A 17,921-nucleotide genomic window follows, 5' to 3' on the forward strand; every position below is an offset into this window, starting at 1 on the left:
GATTATTCGAATCAATCACGATCATGAAGTGCCGTCAAGCGTACGATACGAGTCAGATGACTCTGCGCTGGGGTCCTAGGGGTGAAACATGGTTTGATTCGTGATTTTTCGACTCAGTGGTACCAAGCACTGTGGGTGGCTACCCGAGCGCCTCGTAACACTGCCGGTGCCATGCGGCCTGGCCGAACTGCCCGGCTGCCCGCAGCGCCGCGACAAGGCCACGGTGTGCGCGCACCTGCTCGTGCCGGTCCCGGATCTCATCGCTGATCCGCAGGGCACGGTAGTGGTGCTGGCTCGCGCGTACCGGCATACCCAGCGCCAGGACCGCTTCCCCGAGCCCGTTGCACACCTCGGCTTCCAGCGAACGGTCACCGGTACGGACGGCGAGGACGCGTGCCTGGTAATAGCGCGCGACGGCCACCGAGGGACGGCCACCGCGTCCGGCCACCACGGCCAGCGTGCAGAGCGCGTTCGCCGCCCCGCCCCGGTCACCGATCTCCCTGGCCAGAGTGAGCGCTCTGGTGCCGTGCTCGACCGCCCAGTCGACGTCGCCCAGCCGCTGCCTGGCCACCGCCAGACTGACCAACGCGTTGATCTCGCCCGTCCGGTCACCGATTTCCGTGGCCACGGCCAGTGCCCGGAGACCGTGCTCGATCGCCCGATCGGGGTAGCCGAGGCGTTGCCAGAGGCCGGCCAGGCTGGCCAGTACGGCGACCTCACCGGCCCGGTCACCCGCGACGCCGGCCAGCATGAGCGCGCGGTCGTGGTGACGAATCGCCCCGAAATAGTCGGCCCGGCGCTGGCACAGTACGCCGAGATTGCCCTGCGCCCGGCCGGCCAGCACAGGGTCGCCCTGCTGCCCGGCGATGGTGGCCGCCCGCGTGAAACACGCCTGCGCCACGGCATATCGACCGCGATGGCCGTTTATCGTGCCAAGCGCGTTGAGCGAGCGACCTTCGCCGAGTCGGTCACCGGCGGCTCCTGCGACGATGAACGCGTCGTGATACGCCAGCGCTGCCTGGTGATGGTCGCCCCGCTGCCAGAGCGCCACCCCGAGATTGATCAGGCCCCGGCCTTCGCCGACGCGGTCGCCGTTGTTCTCGGCGATTGTCAGCGCCAGCCGGAAGCTATCCGCGGCCTCGTCCAGTCTGCCCAGACGCAGCCGCACCAGCCCGAGACCGGTGACGACGGTGCCGCGCCACGCGCCAGTCGAATCCGCCAACGCCCTGGTGAGCAGCGCCTCTACGTCGTGGTAGTACCCGGCATTGTGCAGGTGCCGGTGCAGGACCAGCGCGAGCGAGCCGATGTCGGCCTCCGGCCAGCTCTCGTCCGCGGCGTGGACCCCGAGCGCTACGAGGTTGGCGCGTTCGGCGTCCAGCCAGGCCCTCGCCGCCGCGGCGTCGGCGAAGTCCTGCTCGGGTGGCTCAGCCATGGCGATGACGGGACGAAGATGCCGTTCGTGCGGCGCTGACCGGTCCATAGCGCGCGCCGCGGTGTGCAGGTAGTGCACGAACAGCCGGGTGCGGGCCAGGCCGCGCTCCGTGTGCGGGTCCTCGTCGCGACCCCGCGCCAGCACGTAGGTGCGGACCAGGTCGTGCAGCTGATATCTGTGCGCCCCCCGCTGCCGGAGCAAATAGCGCGCGGTCAGCCGGGTCAGTTCCGGTTCGGCGACCTGGCGGGACGTGCCCGCGACGGCCGCCGCGGCGTGCACCGAGAGGTCCTCGCCGGGGTGCAACGCCAGCCTTCGGAGCATCGTCGCGCTCCGCGCGGGCAGCAGGTCGTAGGACAGACCGATGGACGTCTCCACCGCGTCGTCGATCCGCAGGCTCGCCCGCTGGCTGGTGAGTCGGGCGAGATGGTCGACGAGTGTCCAGTCGGGCTGGGCGCTGATCCGACTCGACGTAAGCGCCAGTGCGTGCGGGTGGTTGCCGCACGCACTGGCGATGGACGCGGCGATGCCGGGTTCGGCGTCAATCCGCCCGGCTCCGGCGACGGCCCGCAACAGGTCCAACGACTCGGACTCGGTGAAGCCGTCCAACGGCAGTCGCCTGGCACCGAGCAGGTCGGTGAGCGGGTGCCTGCTGGTGACCAACGTCAGGCAGTTGGGCGCGTCGGCCACCAGCGGGCGTACCTGGTCAACATCGGCCGCGTTATCCAGCACGACAAGAACGCGACGGTCGCGCAGCAGTTCTCGGTACCGTCTGGCGCGGCCGGCGAGATCGTGCGGAACGTCACGGCCCGGTAGCCCGAGCACCCGCAGAAACGTGTCGAGCACCGCCGTCGCCGCGACCGGCGGTTGCCACGGGTCGTCGTGGAAGCCCCGCAGGTTCGCGAACAACACCTCGGTGAAGGCCGGCCCCCGGAGAAGCAGGTGGCCGACGTGGACGGCCAGCTGTGTCTTGCCGATGCCGGGCATGCCTTCGATGACCCAGCACGGCACGGCGCCCGGCGACCGTTCCATGATGCTGGCGAGTTCCGGGGCCCGGCCGATGAACGGCGTGCTGTCGTCCGGCAGAGTGGCATGCGCCCGCACGAACATCGCCGCCGCCGCCTCGCCGCGGACGATGCGCAGCGCCTGGCGCCACTGGGCGACATACCCGGGGTCCGGGTTCAGCACCTCGACGATCGCCAGCAGAAGATCATCCTTGGGCTGCCGGCGTCCGACTACGAAGCAAGCCGCCACGGTGTTCTTGTAGGTGGTCCACTCCCGGGGAGGCAGTCCCGCCGCGCGCCACAACTCGTTGACCCGCCAGGTGATCGTCTCGTAGGAAGGGTCGGCAGCCCACACCTTGAGTAGGCGAAGGAGCTCGATCAGGTCGGCCAGCGTCCGTGCCCGGCCGGGGTCGGGTGCCGCGGAGAACACCGCCCGGTCCTGCTTGTTCGACATCGTCGGAACTCCTGTGTCCTGGGTCGTTCGACCGCCGACTTCCGCCGTCAGCCCCGTTCTCGTGCGGTGGTGCTGGGCCATTACCGGCGAACGGGACCGCGACGGCGCCGCCGGCATTTCCGGCAGGGGGAGCGGACGGGTTCGCGTCGCTGGCAGCTCATCAGCGAGGCACACGCCAGGTAAGTCTCCGCCGCCATCGTGAGTGACATGTCGCCGGACGCCGCCGTCATCAGCAGGGCAACCGAGATGATCAGCAAGATGATGCGTCGTCGTTTGCTCTTGAGGGACCAGATGGATGCCATCGCAATCACGTTCCTGTTCGTAAGCTGATCGGATCGGGATATCCGAGCCATTCGAAGGCCAGCTTCAGGCAGTACGGGCCATGGTGGATCGGACCAGGACGAATCGGGATGCCGAGCGCGAAGATCATCTTCGCCGGAACCGCAACTTTTCATGCCAGATCGGGCGGGCCTCGCGAGACTAACAGCGCCGACCCATCCACGAAGGGAAGCGACCACCGTGGCTCAGACCGCCCGCCGCCGCGACACTCCGCCGCCCCGGACCGGGAGCAGTGAAGTCGGGGTCCTGCGAGGATTCCTCGATTACCTCCGGACCTCGATCGCCGCAAAGGTCGACGGCGCACCCGAACCGGAGTTACACACGTTCGCGGTGCCGTCGGGCACGAACCTGCTCAATGATGACGCCAGCTTTGCGACCCGCCACCTGGGATTGCCTGCACCAGCACATCCACTTCGCCGAACCGCACCAACGCGATCTGACTCGCCCATCGCCTGCTCCTCCTTGGAAAACTCAAAGTGGTTGCCTGCCACATCAGGTCTGTTACACAGTGCGCGATCAGCCCAATCTGCACACGCAGACTAGGTACTCACATCGGCTACTTGTTGAATGGCGGTACGACCGATGCCGGGCCAGGCTTGGTCGAGGTGTTCGACGGGTAGCTCTCTCATCGGCTGCCCACCACGCTGTCGGTGTGGCTCACTCATGGCGTGCCGCCCGTCGAACACCGTGGCGGGATGTGGCTCAAGAGGGGGCTGCTCAGCTCGAAGTAGCGCTGCCCACCTCGCCTGATACCCAGCCCAGGTACAGCGAGGAGAACGACGTGACACCAGTGATCATCGGCATGGATCCACACAAGCGGTCCGCCACCATCGAGATCATCGACGAACACGAGCACGTGCTGCACACCGGGCGGTTCGGCACCGATCAGAACGGCTACCACCGCATGCTGGCCACCGGTCGCCGGCATACGCAACGGCTGTGGGCGGTCCAGGGCATCGGCCGCCACCTCGCGCAGCGCCTGGTCGCCGACGGCGAGACCGTGGTCGACGTACCGGCGAAACTCTCGGCGCGGGTACGGGTGTTCGCCACCGGTCAGGGCCGCAAGACCGACCCGGTCGACGCGCATTCGGTCGCCGTAGTCGCGTTACGCACCAAGGGTTTGCGGCTCGTTCAGGTCGATGACGCGACGGCGGCGCTGCGGTTGCTGGTGGATCATCGTGACGAACTGGGCCACGCTCGCACCCAGGTCGTCAACCGGTTGCATCGCCTGCTGTTGGAGCTGCTTGCAGGCGGGGCGAAGAAGTTCCTGTCCGCCACCCAAGCCCGCGCGCTGCTGGCCTCGGTGCGGCCGCGTGATGTCGTGGGCAGGACTCGACGGCGGCTGGCAGCGGACCTGATCACCGAGCTGGACCGCATCGACAAGCGGATCAAGACCGCCAACACCGAACTGGGTGAGCTGGTCGCCTCCACCGGCAGCACACTGCTGGAACTGTTCGGGATCGGCCCATCCAGCGCCGCCCGGCTGCTCGGCGACATCGGTGATGTCGCCGAGCAGCCGGGCCGCCGACAAGGGACGGTTCGCGTCCTGGAACGGCACCGCACGGTTGGAGGCGTCGTCTGGTGATCGTCGTCGGCACCGGCTGTCGCGGGCGGGAAACCGCAGGATCAATCGGGTGCTGCACGTGATGGCCATCGTCCAGGTCCGTCACGACACACCCGGCCGCGCCTACTGCCAGCGCCGACTGGCGGACGGCAAGACGAGTATGGAAGCGATGCGGTGTCTGAAACGCCGTCTGTCCGATGTCGTCTACCGTCGGATGGTCGCCGACGCAGTGCGCACAGCGGCAGGCCCGGGAGGGCATTCGGGGGCGGCTTCTGACTCAAGCGCGGCTGACCTGAACCCCATGGTCAGCACTTCGGAACAGTCACTTCCCGAGCCTGCCCGACTATAAGGATAGGGCAGCGGCTTCCTAAGAGGGGAGCCATGAGAGTGCGTACGGACCGGTCACCTCGGTCTGCGCATTTGGATGCCGGCTGGCGGCTGCATCGTCGTTGAGGGCGGATGCTGGAGATGTCTGCGTCGGGGAACTCCACTGCTGGGCCAGCGTCTCGTTGGTCTCAGCCAGGTGTGGAGGTCGTTGTGGCGTGGGTGGAGCGGTGTGGCAGCAGGTCGTGGCGGGTGAGGTATCGGCGGCAAGGTTTCGGTGTTCGGTCGGTGTCCGGATTTGGCTCGCGGCGTGATGCTGTCGCCTATGCCGCTGGGTTGGAGGTGGATCGGCGTCGGCGGGTGTGGATCGATCCGGCCGACAGCGCGGTCACGGTCGCCGACTGGGTGGTGCGGTGGTTCCGGTCACTGGATCTGGATCCGCGGACGATCGAGAGTTATCGGAGCAGGTTGCGGTGTCAAATCCTGCCGAAGTTCGGCGATCTGTCGCTGGGTGCGATCACGGCGCTGGGCGTGACCGAGTGGGCCCGACAACTGGAGCGGGACGGATACGTCCCGTCGACGGTGAGCTCGCAGCTGAACCTGCTGTCGATGTTGCTGACTGATGCGGCCGACGAGCGGTTGATTCCGTTCAATCCGGTGCGTCGGCGGAGGCGTCGTGGCCGGCGGTCGCGGCGGGCGGTGGGGGAGCGGGTCTGGGCGACGCCGGAGCAGGTGGTGCGGATCGCCGAGCAGGCCGGCCTCCTTGGCGGCCCGATCGCGCGGCTGTTGGTAATCGCCGCGGCGTGGACCGGCTGCAGATGGGGTGAACTGGCCGGCCTGCACCGGGATAACGTCGATCTCCGACGTGGCGTGATCGTGATTGATCCGCTGGTGGGTGCGTTGCACGAGTCGGGGTCGATGCGGTGGCTGGGGCCGCCGAAGACCCGGGCCTCGGCGCGGACGATTGCGCTGCCGCCGTTTCTGACTGCGTTGCTGCGAGAGCATCTCGCCCGGCACCGGTACGAATTCGTGTTCACTACGCCGAGCGGAACCTGGTTGTGGCGCTCAACGTTCCTCCGCCGCGTCTTCCGCCCCGCGGTCGACGGCAGCGAGGCGTCCGAGGCGAAGGCGGGCTGCGCGGCGGTTCGGCCTGGGTTGACCTTCCATGGGCTGCGGCACAGCCACAAGACCTGGCTGATCGCCGGCGGCGCACCGGAGATCGCGCAGGCTCGGAGGCTTGGTCATCATCTGGACAACCGGGTCATCGAGACCTACTCCCACGTCGCGCCGGAGGTCGAACAGCGGCTGCTGGAAGGCCTCGAGCGGCGTTGGCACACTGCGGCCCCGCCACCGCCAACGCCGTCACCGAGTGTGGCCGACAGTCGGCGGGTGGCACGGGTTGTCCCCCTCTTCGCCACGGTGGGGGTCACTCGCCGACGAACCGACAAGCAGCGGGAACACCGCACGGACGTCGCGCCGGGGCTGGGGTAGTGCTCCAGTTTTGTCCCACCAGGAGCACAAGATCACTCCGGAAAGGCGATCATCGAAGATCGAACCCGGAACGCAGAAAACCCCTCCGACCAGCCACAACGGCTGAAACGAAGGGGTTCCGTATGATGTGGAGCTAAGGGGACTCGAACCCCTGACCCCCTCACTGCCAGTGAGGTGCGCTACCAGCTGCGCCATAGCCCCGAGGCGAAGGTGAACTCCGCATCTCGTATGGCCATACAGTACACGCCGCTCCGACGCCCTCAACGCGGGGGTGCCTGCAAGGTCACTAAGTAGGGCCCAGCCTTGTGACCTGCAGTTTTAGGACTTATTTTTAGGCGTGTATTGACTCCCGGTGTGTCCGCCGTTACATTTTCGGCGGTTGTGACGCCGAGGTCCCCGCCCGTTACGCCGCGTCTACCCCTAGACCGGGCACGCCTCTGCCGTTTCCTGCTCGAAGGATGCCGCGTGTGCGGCGGAGGAGGTTTCGCATGAAGACGAGACGGCGGGTGATGACGCTGCTTTCCGCGGCGTTCGTCCTGGTCGGGAGCGCGATCGCCGTGGCGGCGCCGGTGGCTCAGGCCGCGGTCACCCCGGACGGGTGGTACACGGTCGCCGCGGTGAACAGTGGGAAGTGTGTCGACGCGCGGGCCGCAGCCAGTGCCAACGGCACCGTTGTGCAGCAGTACACCTGCAACTCGTCCGCTTCCCAGGAGTGGCAGTTCCAGTCGACCGGTGACGGCTACTTCCGGGTGAACACCCGCAACAACCCGGCCGCGGCCTGGGACGTCACCAACGTCTCCACCGCCGACGGCGGGCTCGTGCAGCTCTGGACCTATTCGAGCGGCCTCAACCAGCAGTGGCAGGCCGTCGACGAAGGGAGCGGGCGGTACCACTTCGTGAACCGCAACAGCGGGAAGTGCCTCGACGTCCCGAGCGCCTCCACCGCGGACTCCGTCCAGCTTCAGCAGTACTCGTGTAACGGCACCACCGCGCAGTCGTTCACACTTACCCCCGTGGGTGGCACGACTCCTCCGACCTCCGGGCAGCCGGACCTCGGCCCGAACGTGGTGATCTTCGACCCGTCGATGTCGAGCTCCAGCATCCAGAGCCGGCTCAACAGCATCTTCAGCCAGCAGGAACGCAACCAGTTCGGCAGCCAGCGCTACGCCGTGATGTTCAAGCCGGGCACGTACTCCAACGACGTGAACGTCGGCTTCTACACGCAGGTCCTCGGCCTCGGGCTCAGCCCGGACGCCGTGACGATCAACGGCGCCGTGCACGTCGAGGCCGACTGGTTCCCGCCGCAGAACGCGACGCAGAACTTCTGGCGCGGCGCCGAGAACCTCTCGGTCAACCCGACCGGCGGCGCCGACCGCTGGGCCGTGAGCCAGGCCGCGCCGTACCGCCGCATGCACGTCCGCGGCGACCTGCAGCTCGACGACGGTGGGTGGGCCAGCGGCGGCTGGATCTCCGACTCGAAGATCGACGGCCAGGTCCGCTCCGGCTCGCAGCAGCAGTGGATCTCGCGCAACTCGCAGTTCGGTAGCTGGAACGGCTCGAACTGGAACATGGTCTTCGCCGGCGTCCAGGGCGCTCCGCAGAACACGTTCCCGTCGCCGCCGTACACCACGGTCGGCACCACGCCGGTGACGCGCGAGAAGCCGTTCCTCTACATCGACAACGCCGGGAACTACCAGGTGTTCGTCCCGGGTGTGAAGACCAACGCGTCCGGCACGAGCTGGGCGAACGGCGCCGCGCCCGGCAGCTCGATCCCGATCGACCAGTTCTACATCGCCAAGCCCGGCGCGTCCGCCGCGGACATGAACGCCGCGCTGGCCGCCGGGAAGAACCTGCTGGTCACGCCGGGTGTCTACCACCTCAACCAGGCGCTGCACGTGACCCGGCCCGACACCGTCGTGCTCGGCCTCGGCATCGCCACCATGGTGCCGGACAACGGCGTCACCGCGATGAACGTCGACGACGTCAACGGCGTGAAGGTGGCCGGCCTGCTGATCGACGCGGGCACGACCAACTCGAACACGCTCATGCAGGTCGGCGCGGCCGGCTCGACCGCCGACCACTCGGCGGACCCGACGTCGCTGCACGACGTGTTCTTCCGGATCGGCGGCCCGGCCGTCGGGAAGGCGACCAACAGCCTGGTGGTGAACAGCAACAACGTGATCGGCGACCACATGTGGATCTGGCGCGCCGACCACGCCGACAACGGCAACAACGTCGGCTGGACCACCAACACCGCCGACACCGGGCTCACGGTCAACGGCAACAACGTGACGATGTACGGCCTGTTCGTCGAGCACTACCAGAAGACGCAGGTCGTCTGGAACGGCAACGGCGGCCGGACGTACTTCTTCCAGAACGAGATGCCGTACGACGTGCCGAACCAGGCGGGCTGGATGAACGGGTCCACGAAGGGCTACTCCGCCTACAAGGTGGGCCCGAACGTGACCAGTCACGAGGCGTGGGGGCTGGGCAGCTACTGCTTCTTCAGCACCAACCCCTCGGTCGCCAGCGCGCATGCCTTCGAGGCGCCGAACACGCCTGGTGTCAGGTTCCACGACATGGTGACCGTCTCCCTCAACTACCAGGGGACGATCACCCACGTGATCAACACCACCGGTGACACCACCCCGCAGGGGACGAAGCCGGTCAACCTGGTCAGTTACCCCTGATCAACCGGCGTGCGCCGTGGTGGCGGCCGCGGCGCACGCCGGTCCTCACGCTTCGTGAATTACTCCGCAAGAACCCGCTGGTCAGGGTAGGCGGCAACCGCCAAAAGTGTGATTACGGAACGTGCATGCGTACGGATGTACGTATTCACGCGCTGGACCAAGATCGTTCACCTCGTTCGTGAACCGTTCGCTCCGGACACCCACCCGGGCAACGGAGGACGTAGCAAGTGAACAGACGTTTCGCGGCTCTCACCGCGGCGGTCGCCGCGGCCGCCCTCGTATCGACCGCCTGCGGCGGCGCTTCCGGTGACACCAAGGACGCCGCGAGCGGGGCCGCCACGGCGAAGTCCGCCGCCGACCTCGGCGGCCTGGACAAGCTCGTCGAGGCCGCCAAGAAGGAGGGCACGCTCAACGTCATCGCCCTCCCGCACGACTGGGCGAACTACGGCGAGCTCCTCGACGCCTTCAAGAAGAAGTACGGCCTCAAGGTCACCGAGGCGAACCCCGAGGGGTCGAGCCAGGACGAGGTCAACGCCGTCAAGCAGCTCAAGGGCCAGGACCGCGCCCCCGACGTGCTCGACCTCGGCGGCGCCTTCGCGCTGACCGCGGCCCAGGACGGCCTGCTCGCGCCCTACAAGGTCGCGACGTTCGGCGACATCCCGGACGCGCAGAAGGACGCCGACGGCCAGTGGGTCAACGACTACGGCGGCTACATCTCGATCGGTTACGACGCCAAGAAGGTGCCGAACCCGCCGAAGTCCTTCGCGGACCTCAAGAAGCCGGAGTACGCGGGCAAGATCGCGCTCAACGGCGACCCGACGAAGGCGGGCGCGGCGTTCGCCGGCGTCTACGCCGCGGCGCTGGGCAACGGCGGTTCGTTCGCCGACATCAAGCCCGGCATCACCTACTTCGGTGACCTCAAGAAGTCCGGCAACTTCATCCCGGTGCAGGCCAGCGCGGCCACCGTGGAGAGCGGCCAGACCCCGATCACGCTGGACTGGGACTACCTGCAGGCCGGCTACGCGAAGAAGCTCGAGGGCAAGGTCGACTGGAAGGTCGCGGTCCCGGCCGACGGCGTCTACTCGAACTTCTACTGCCAGGCGATCAGCAAGACCGCCCCGCACCCGGCCGCCGCGCGGCTGTGGCAGGAGTTCCTGTTCTCCGACGAGGGCCAGAACCTCTTCCTGAAGGGCCTTTCGCGCCCGGCGCGGCTGCCGAAGATGGAGACGGCGGGCACCGCGGACAAGGCGTCGCTCGCGGCCCTGCCGCAGGTCCCGGGCGACACGAAGTTCCCGACCAACGACCAGATCGACGCGGCCAAGAAGGTCGTCGCGGACGAGTGGGCGAAGGCCGTCGGCTGACGTGACGGCCGAAACGCTGACCACGGCGGCAGGCGCGACCACGCCTGCCGCCGTGCCCGTGCGCCCCGGGTTCGCGCGGCGCTCGCTCAAGTGGGTGACCGGCCACCTCGGCCTGGTCCCCTTCCTGGCCTACACCGGCGTCTTCCTCGGCGCGCCGGTGGTGATGGTCGCGGTCGGTGCGTTCCAGGACAACGACGGCGCGTTCACCACCGCCAACCTCGGCGCGGCCTTCAAGGACCAGTTCGGCCGCTCGTTCGTGACGTCGATCGAGCTGTCCGCGCTGACCGCCCTCCTGGGCGCCGTGCTCGGCGCGCTGCTCGCGCACGCCGTGCTGGGGTCCAAGCCGGACGGCCTGCTGCGCAAGGTGGTCTCCAGCGCGGCCGGCGTGCTGGCAAACTTCGGCGGGGTGCCGCTGGCGTTCGCGTTCATCGCGACGCTCGGCAGCATCGGCATCGTCACGAAGGCGCTGACCGGCCTGGGTCTCGACCTCTACGCGTCCGGGTTCAGCCTGTTCAGCTTCAGCGGCATCGCCATCGTCTACGTCTACTTCCAGATCCCGCTGATGGTCATCGTGTTCACCCCGGCGCTGGAGGGCATGCGCGCGCAGTGGCGCGAGGCGGCGGAAAACCTCGGTGCGACGCGCGCGCAGTACTTCCGGCTCATCGCCGTCCCGGTGCTGCTGCCGCCGTTCCTGGCTTCGACGCTTCTGTTGTTCGCCAACGCGTTCAGCGCCTACGCCACCGCGTACGCGCTGACGACCGGCATCATCCCGCTGGTGCCGATCCAGATCGGCTCGCTGGTCTCCGGCAACGTCGTCGCCGACCAGCAGAACCTCGGGAAGGCGCTCGGCCTCGGCATGATCGTCGTGGTCGCGGTCGTGATGGCGTTCTACTCGTGGATGCAGCGGCGCGCGTCGAGGTGGCTCGGATGACGAACAAGTGGGGCCGCTGGACGATTCTCACCCTGTTCGGGCTGTACTTCCTGGTGCCGATGGCGGCGTCGGTCGAGTTCAGCCTCCGCGACGTCAACGACACGCACAGCTTCGCCTCCTGGGGCAAGCTGCTCGACGAGCCGGGCCTGTTCGAGACGCTCGGGACGTCGTTGTGGGTCGCCGCCGGCACCGTCGCGCTGACGCTGCTGATCATGGTCCCGACGGTCAGCTGGGTGCACCTGCGCAAGCCGAAGCTGCGCCGGCTGATGGAGGGGATCAGCCTGCTGCCGCTGGTCATCCCGCCGATCGTGCTGGTCAACGGCGTCCTCGTGGTGTTCGCCGACGCACCCGAGGTGATCAACGGGACGCCGGTGATCCTCGTGCTGGAGTACGTCGTCCTGGCGCTGCCGTTCACCTACCGCACGCTCGACGCGGGCCTGCAGGCGATCGCGCTGCCCACGCTGGTCGAGGCCGCGCGCAGCCTCGGGGCCGGCTGGGGCACCGTGCTCCTGCGGGTGATCGTCCCCAACATCCGCAGCGCGGTGTTCGGCGCCGCGTTCCTCAACCTGGCCCTGGTGCTCGGCGAATACACGCTGGCCAGCATCCTGCTGATGGACACCTTTCCCGTGTGGACGGTCCAAACCGGACAGTCCGAGGCCGGGGTGTCGGTCGCGGTGTCGCTGTTCAGCCTGTTCGTCGCCTTCCTGTTGCTGTTCGTCCTGTCCGTGGTGGCGGGTCGCCGCCGGCTCGAGCGAGGAATCGCCTGATGATCGAAACCAAGACCGGCGCCTCCGTCGAGTTCCGCGGCCTGCGCCGCGAGTTCGGCGACGTCAAGGCCCTCGACGGCCTGAACCTGCTGATCGAGCCCGGCGAGCTGGTCGCCCTGCTCGGCCCGTCCGGCTGCGGCAAGACGACGGCGTTGCGCGTGCTCGCCGGGCTGGAGCAGGCCGACGCGGGCGAGGTGCTCGTCGACGGCTCCGACGTCGTCGGCGTGCCGGCCAACAAGCGCGACATGGGCATGGTGTTCCAGGCCTACAGCCTCTTCCCGAACCTGACCGTGCTCGACAACGTCGGATTCGGCCTGCGGCTGCGCGGCCAGGGCACGGCCACCCGGCAGAAGCGCGCGCAGGAACTGCTGGAGCTGGTCGGCTTGGACACGCACGCCAAGCGCTACCCGCACCAGCTCTCCGGCGGCCAGCAGCAGCGGGTCGCGCTCGCCAGGGCGCTGGCCATCGAGCCGCGCGTGCTGCTGCTCGACGAGCCGCTGTCCGCGCTCGACGCCCAGGTCCGCACCCAGCTGCGCGACGAGATCCGGCGGCTGCAGCTGCGGGTCGGCATCACCACGCTGTTCGTCACGCACGACCAGGAGGAAGCGCTGTCCATCGCCGACCGCGTCGGCGTGATGAAATCCGGACGGCTGGAGCAGTGCGACACCCCGGCCGCGTTGTACGCGCGCCCGGCGACGGCGTTCGTCGCGGAGTTCGTCGGCACGATGAACCACCTCGCGGGCACGGTCACCGGTAGCGGCGCCGAGGTCGACGTCGCCGGGCAGCGGCTGAAGCTGGCCGAGCCGGGGGAGCGGCCGGACGGCGCCGCCGTGCGCGTGCTGGTTCGGCCCGAATCGGTGACGCTCGAAACCGGCGGGACGGCCCGGATCACCGACCACAGCTTCCGCGGTGCGGTCACCCGTCTCACCGCGGTGCTGCCGGACGGCACGACGGTTCTCGCGGACCTGCCCAGCGTGACGGCCGCGGAGCTGCTGCCGGGCACGACGGCGGACGTCGGCTTCGGCAGCCGTCCGGTCCTGCTCGCCTCGGACGCGTGAGCCGACCGGCCACTGTGGACCCGTGGCCCGAACGGGTGGTGAACCGCGCCAGGCTCCCGAACTGCCGCGATACTGGGCGTCCCGGAGTGCAAAGGAGCGGGACATGACCGCCTTCGGAATCGTCGTCGAACCTCGCCAGGCCTGGCCGCTCACCGCCGTGCGCGGGGTGTTCGCCGTGCTGTTCGGGATCTTCGCGCTCGTCTGGCCGGGCGCGACCGTGCTGGTGCTCGCGATCCTCTACGGCGTCTACGCGATCGTGGACGGCATCGGCGGGCTGATGCAGGCGTTCCGGCCGGGCGACGGCGCGCACCGCGCCGCGTACGGCGTGCTGGGGGTGCTCGGCATCCTCGCCGGGATCCTGGTGCTGGTGTGGCCGGGGATCACGGTGCTGCTGCTGGCGCTGCTGGTCGGCCTGTGGGCGATCGTCACCGGCGTCGCCGAGATCGCCGCGGCCATCCGCCTGCGCAAGCAGATCCAGGGTGAGGCGTTCCTGATCCTGGCCGGCGCGATCTCCGTGCTCGCGGGCATCCTGATCGTGATCAACCCGATCGCGGGCGCGTACGGCATCGCGCTGCTCGTCGGGATCTACGCGCTGATCTACGGGATCGTGCTGCTCGTGCTGGCCTTCCGGCTGCGCAAGATCGCGAACACGCCCGCCGCGGCCTGAGTACCGTGCGGGGGTGTGACCCGCGAACTGGTGGTGCTGGGCACCGCGAGCCAGGTGCCCACGCGCCACCGCAACCAGAACGGCTACCTCCTCCGCTGGGACGGCGAGGGTCTCCTCTTCGACCCCGGTGAGGGCACCCAGCGGCAGATGGTGCACGCCGGCGTCGCGGTCACGGACGTCACGCGGATCTGCGTCACGCACTTCCACGGCGACCACAGCCTCGGCCTGTCCGGCGTGATCCAACGGCTGTCGCTCGACAAGGTGCAGCACCCCGTGCACGCCCACTTCCCGGCGTCCGGCGCGCACTACTTCGAGCGGCTGCGGCACGCGACGTCGTTCTACGAGACCGCCGACCTGCGGGAGCAGCCGATCTCCGCGAGCGGGCAGATCGCTTCGGGCAAGTTCGGCGTCCTGGAGGCGCAGTTGCTGAGTCACCCGGTCGAGGCGTTCGGTTATCGCCTGATCGAGCCGGACGGCCGCACGATGCTGCCGGAGCGGCTGCGTTCGTTCGGCATCCAAGGCCCGGACGTCGGCAGGCTGCAGCGCGAGGGCGTCGTCGACGGAGTGAGCCTCGACGACGTCAGCGTGCCCCGGCGCGGCCAGCGGTTCGCGTTCGTCATGGACACTCGCCTGTGCGACGGCGTCTACGCCCTCGCCGAGGACGCGGACATGCTCGTGATCGAGTCGACGTTCCTCGCGGAGGACACCCGGCTGGCCCGTGACTTCGGCCACCTGACGGCGCAGCAGGCGGCGCGGGTGGCCGCCGAGTCCGGCGTCCGGCAGCTCGTGCTGACCCACTTTTCCCAGCGCTACACCGAGCCGCAGCGGTTCTTCGACGAAGCACGGGCCGAGTTCGGCGGCGAGATCGTGGTGGCCGCGGACCTGGAGCGGGTCCAGGTGCCGAAACGCCGGTCCTCCCCAGCGGAGCGCCTCGCGCCGTAGGCTGCAAGGCGTGAGCCAGCCGATCCTGATGACCGTCGACGACGATCCCGCCGTGTCCCGCTCGGTCGCCCGCGACCTGCGGCGGCGCTACGGCAAGGACTACCGCGTCATCCGCGCCGACTCGGGCGCCGACGCCCTCGAGGCGCTGCGCGAGATCAAGCTGCGCGGCGACGCCGTCGCGGCGATCCTCGCCGACTACCGGATGCCGCAGATGGACGGCATCGCCTTCCTCGAGAAGGCGATGGACCTGTTCCCGCACGCCCGCCGTGCCCTGCTGACCGCCTACGCCGACACCGACGCCGCGATCCAGGCGATCAACGTCGTCGACGTCGACCACTACCTGCTCAAGCCGTGGGACCCGCCGGAGGAGAAGCTCTACCCGGTGATCGACGCGCTGGTCGAGACCTGGAAGGCCGTCGGCGACAAGCCGGTCGACGAGGTCAAGCTCCTCGGCCACCGGTACTCGTCGCCGTCGTTCCACATGCGCGACTTCCTCGCGCGCAACGCCGTGCCCTACCGCTGGTTCTCGGTCGAGGAGGACGAGGGCAAGCGCTTGCTCAAGGCCGCCGACGCCACCGAGGCCGACATCCCGGTGATCGTCACCCCCGAGGGCACCGTGCTCAAGCGCCCCTCCACCAGCGAGATCGCGGACGCGGTCGGTTTGTCGACCCGGCCGGCGCAGGAGTTCTACGACCTCGTCGTGATCGGCGGCGGCCCGGCCGGGCTCGGCGCCGCGGTGTACGGCGCGTCCGAGGGCCTGCGGACCGTGCTCGTCGAGAAGAAGGCCACCGGCGGCCAGGCCGGCACCAGCTCGCGCATCGAGAACTACCTCGGGTTCCCCGACGGCGTCTCCGGCGCGCAGCTGACCGACCGGGCGCGGCGCCAGGCGCAGAAGTTCGGCGCCGAGGTGCTGACCGCCCGTGACGTCGTTGGCCTGGAAGCCCGCGGCTCATCCCGGGTCATCACCTTCGGCGACGGCAGCGAGATCGCCGCGCACTCGGTGATCCTCGCCAGCGGCGTCACCTACCGCGCGCTGGACGCCGAGGGCATCGACGAGCTCAGCGGCCGCGGCGTCTACTACGGCTCGGCCGCCACCGAGGCGCCCGAGTGCAAGGGCGAGCACGTCTACATCGTCGGCGGCGCGAACTCCGCCGGGCAGGCCGCGGTGTTCTTCTCCCGGCACGCCAGCGACGTCAGCATCCTGGTGCGCGGCGAGTCGCTCGAGTCGTCGATGTCGCACTACCTGATCGAGCAGATCGCCGGCATCGGGAACATCCACGTCCGCACCCGCACGACGGTGAAGCAGGCCCACGGCGACGAGCACCTCGAGCGGCTCACGCTCTGCGAGAACGGCGTCACGGAGGAGGTCGACACCGGCCACCTGTTCATCTTCATCGGCGCGGCCCCGCGCACGGAGTGGCTGGGCGACGACCTCCACCGCGACGACCACGGCTTCGTCTGCACCGGCCCGGACCTCCTGGCCGGCGGCCAGCGCCCCCGCGGCTGGACGCTGGACCGTGACCCGCATTACCTCGAGTCGTCGATCCCAGGCGTCTTCGTAGCGGGCGACGTGCGGTCCCAGTCGGTCAAGCGAGTGGCGTCGGCGGTCGGCGAAGGCGCGATGGCCGTGACGCTGGTACACCGGTACCTGGAGGAACATTGACGTCCTCCCCGCAGTCATCCGACCGGGGGATTCCGGCGTCGCGAGCCCGGCGAAGCCGGGCTGGTTCGCCGAGGTTCGCGGTTCACCGGCCGGACCACCGTCCCGCCTCCCCGCGCGGTCACCGCCCGTCCGGCGGCGATGTTCCTGGCCGCGTTCACGTCCGCGTTGCCGCCGTACCCACAGGCGACGCACCGGAACACCGCTTGGCTCTCGCGGGATTCGGACGCCACGTGCCCGCAGGCGGAACAACGTTGCGAAGTGAAGGCAGCGGGGACCTTTTCGACCCGGCCCGGGGCCTTGTGCTCCAGACGCGAGACGACCAGACCCCACCCCTGGGCGAGGATCGCCCGGTTCAGGCCCGATTTCTGCCGCACCCGCCGCCCCGGCGACGCGGCCGTGCCCTTCGCCGAACGGGTCATCTGCCCGATGCGCAGGTCTTCGACCCGGATCACGTCGAACTCACGGGCGAGCCGGGTCGTCAGCTTTTCCGCCCAGTCCCTCCGGCGAGCGGACTCCTTGGCGGTCAGCCGCGCAATCGCGCGGCGCAGCCGGGCGCGCCGGTTCGATCCGCAGGCGGCCCGGGCGAGCCGTCGTCGCAGCCGCACCGCTCTCGCCCGCTCGGCGCGGGACAGCCCGGGGCAGTGCAGGAGTTCTCCGGTCGACAGCGCAGCCGACACGGCCACGCCCCGATCGACGCCGACCGTGCTGCCGTCGCCCGGTGCGGGTACGGGCAAGGGGACAGCGGCGAACGCGAGGTGCCACCGCCCGATGCGGTCGCGGGTGACCCGGTAGGACTTGAGGTCGCCGGCCGGGCGTCGCGACCAGCGGAACCGGACCCAGCCCACCTTGGGCACCCACACGGCGCCGCGGCGCCGGTTGAGCCTTCGCACGTGCTCGGTTCGGACGGCGACCTGCCGGAACCCCTGGTGGACCGCCGCGCGGCGCCACGTCGGCTTGCCGTGGGTGCCCCCGAAGAAGCCGCGCAGGGCCTGGGCGAAGTCCCGCAGCGCCTGCTGTTGCACGGTGACCGAGCCCTCACGCAACCACGCGTGCTCGCCGCGGATCTCGGTCAGCTGCCGCGCCTGTTCGACGTAACCTGGAGGGAGCGGCCGCCCGGGCCGCCAATGGGAGTGCTGCTCCACGGCGAGGTTCCAGACGAACCGCGCGTGGGCGCAATGGACGAGCAGCCGAGCCTCCTGTTCGGCTGTGGGCGTCAAGCGAAAGCGGGACATGCGGG

At 69.2% G+C, this 17,921-nt stretch carries 14 protein-coding genes, 1 tRNA gene and 1 pseudogene; 13 read left to right on the forward strand and 3 right to left on the reverse strand.

The annotated features are described in order from the left end of the window. Window positions 1–139: 139 nt before the first annotated feature. On the reverse strand, window positions 140–2,887 hold the full coding sequence (locus tag VA596_RS33475; protein ID WP_323332299.1) for an ATP-binding protein: 2,748 nt from the start codon (window positions 2,885–2,887) through the stop codon (window positions 140–142). A gap of 207 nt (window positions 2,888–3,094) precedes the next feature. Between VA596_RS33475 and VA596_RS33480 the strand changes: the two genes are divergently transcribed. From VA596_RS33480 to VA596_RS33495, 5 genes and pseudogenes are all read left to right on the forward strand, one after another. Continuing rightward, window positions 3,095–3,217: a hypothetical protein gene (locus VA596_RS33480; protein WP_323332300.1), complete on the forward strand. Its 123-nt coding sequence runs from the start codon at window positions 3,095–3,097 to the stop codon at window positions 3,215–3,217. 189 nt (window positions 3,218–3,406) lie between these two features. Next, a pseudogene (locus tag VA596_RS33485) lies at window positions 3,407–3,580 on the forward strand (mini-circle protein); the annotation flags it as partial. A gap of 427 nt (window positions 3,581–4,007) precedes the next feature. Further along, window positions 4,008–4,811: an IS110 family transposase gene (locus tag VA596_RS33490; protein ID WP_323332301.1), complete on the forward strand. Its 804-nt coding sequence runs from the start codon at window positions 4,008–4,010 to the stop codon at window positions 4,809–4,811. After that, the gene (locus VA596_RS50735; protein WP_410171947.1) at window positions 4,729–5,139 is read left to right on the forward strand and encodes a transposase; all 411 of its coding nucleotides are present in this window, start codon (window positions 4,729–4,731) and stop codon (window positions 5,137–5,139) included. The genes VA596_RS33490 and VA596_RS50735 overlap by 83 nt, the downstream gene beginning before the upstream one ends. Before the next feature lie 335 nt (window positions 5,140–5,474). After that, on the forward strand, window positions 5,475–6,605 hold the full coding sequence (locus tag VA596_RS33495) for a tyrosine-type recombinase/integrase (protein WP_323332303.1): 1,131 nt from the start codon (window positions 5,475–5,477) through the stop codon (window positions 6,603–6,605). A gap of 128 nt (window positions 6,606–6,733) precedes the next feature. On the opposite strand, the gene VA596_RS33500 is transcribed toward VA596_RS33495, so the two are convergent. Continuing rightward, window positions 6,734–6,806: transfer RNA gene (locus tag VA596_RS33500), tRNA-Ala, on the reverse strand. A gap of 287 nt (window positions 6,807–7,093) precedes the next feature. Here VA596_RS33500 and VA596_RS33505 point away from each other — a divergent pair. The 8 genes from VA596_RS33505 (at window position 7,094) to VA596_RS33540 (ending at window position 16,684) form a co-directional block, all read left to right on the forward strand. Next, window positions 7,094–9,295 (forward strand): RICIN domain-containing protein, encoded by a 2,202-nt coding sequence (locus VA596_RS33505; RefSeq protein WP_323332305.1) that lies wholly within the window; start codon window positions 7,094–7,096, stop codon window positions 9,293–9,295. 227 nt (window positions 9,296–9,522) lie between these two features. Then, window positions 9,523–10,656, forward strand: coding sequence for an ABC transporter substrate-binding protein (locus VA596_RS33510; protein ID WP_323332307.1), 1,134 nt, complete (start codon window positions 9,523–9,525; stop codon window positions 10,654–10,656). 1 nt (window position 10,657) lies between these two features. Beyond that, complete coding sequence (locus tag VA596_RS33515) at window positions 10,658–11,587, forward strand: ABC transporter permease (protein ID WP_323332308.1); 930 nt, start codon at window positions 10,658–10,660, stop codon at window positions 11,585–11,587. Then, on the forward strand, window positions 11,584–12,354 hold the full coding sequence (locus VA596_RS33520; RefSeq protein WP_323332310.1) for an ABC transporter permease: 771 nt from the start codon (window positions 11,584–11,586) through the stop codon (window positions 12,352–12,354). The genes VA596_RS33515 and VA596_RS33520 overlap by 4 nt, the downstream gene beginning before the upstream one ends. Next, the gene (locus tag VA596_RS33525; RefSeq protein ID WP_323332312.1) at window positions 12,354–13,412 is read left to right on the forward strand and encodes an ABC transporter ATP-binding protein; all 1,059 of its coding nucleotides are present in this window, start codon (window positions 12,354–12,356) and stop codon (window positions 13,410–13,412) included. Before VA596_RS33520 ends, VA596_RS33525 begins: the two co-directional genes overlap by 1 nt. 103 nt (window positions 13,413–13,515) lie before the next feature. Next, window positions 13,516–14,079, forward strand: a complete 564-nt coding sequence (locus tag VA596_RS33530) for an HdeD family acid-resistance protein (RefSeq protein WP_323332313.1) — start codon at window positions 13,516–13,518, stop codon at window positions 14,077–14,079. Window positions 14,080–14,094: 15 nt separating this feature from the next. Next, complete coding sequence (locus tag VA596_RS33535) at window positions 14,095–15,021, forward strand: ribonuclease Z (RefSeq protein WP_323332315.1); 927 nt, start codon at window positions 14,095–14,097, stop codon at window positions 15,019–15,021. Between the two features lie 10 nt (window positions 15,022–15,031). Further along, window positions 15,032–16,684: an FAD-dependent oxidoreductase gene (locus VA596_RS33540; protein ID WP_323332316.1), complete on the forward strand. Its 1,653-nt coding sequence runs from the start codon at window positions 15,032–15,034 to the stop codon at window positions 16,682–16,684. A gap of 14 nt (window positions 16,685–16,698) precedes the next feature. Here the strand turns inward: VA596_RS33540 and VA596_RS33545 are convergent, their stop codons facing one another. Continuing rightward, a complete protein-coding gene (locus VA596_RS33545) occupies window positions 16,699–17,916 on the reverse strand; it encodes an RNA-guided endonuclease InsQ/TnpB family protein (protein ID WP_323332317.1) in 1,218 nt (405 codons plus the stop codon). Window positions 17,917–17,921: the final 5 nt, after the last annotated feature.

The organism is Amycolatopsis heterodermiae (assembly GCF_034929455.1).
Taxonomy (GTDB): domain Bacteria; phylum Actinomycetota; class Actinomycetes; order Mycobacteriales; family Pseudonocardiaceae; genus Amycolatopsis; species Amycolatopsis heterodermiae.

Bases quoted from the DNA above. Each gene is read 5' to 3' on its own strand.
- VA596_RS50735 (WP_410171947.1), top strand. From the start codon at position 4,729: ATGTCGCCGAGCAGCCGGGCCGCCGACAAGGGACGGTTCGCGTCCTGG.
- VA596_RS33480 (WP_323332300.1), top strand. From the start codon at position 3,095: ATGTCGCCGGACGCCGCCGTCATCAGCAGGGCAACCGAGATGATCAGC.
- VA596_RS33475 (WP_323332299.1), bottom strand. From the start codon at position 2,887: ATGTCGAACAAGCAGGACCGGGCGGTGTTCTCCGCGGCACCCGACCCC.
- VA596_RS33525 (WP_323332312.1), top strand. From the start codon at position 12,354: ATGATCGAAACCAAGACCGGCGCCTCCGTCGAGTTCCGCGGCCTGCGC.
- VA596_RS33530 (WP_323332313.1), top strand. From the start codon at position 13,516: ATGACCGCCTTCGGAATCGTCGTCGAACCTCGCCAGGCCTGGCCGCTC.
- VA596_RS33505 (WP_323332305.1), top strand. From the start codon at position 7,094: ATGAAGACGAGACGGCGGGTGATGACGCTGCTTTCCGCGGCGTTCGTC.
- VA596_RS33520 (WP_323332310.1), top strand. From the start codon at position 11,584: ATGACGAACAAGTGGGGCCGCTGGACGATTCTCACCCTGTTCGGGCTG.
- VA596_RS33545 (WP_323332317.1), bottom strand. From the start codon at position 17,916: ATGTCCCGCTTTCGCTTGACGCCCACAGCCGAACAGGAGGCTCGGCTG.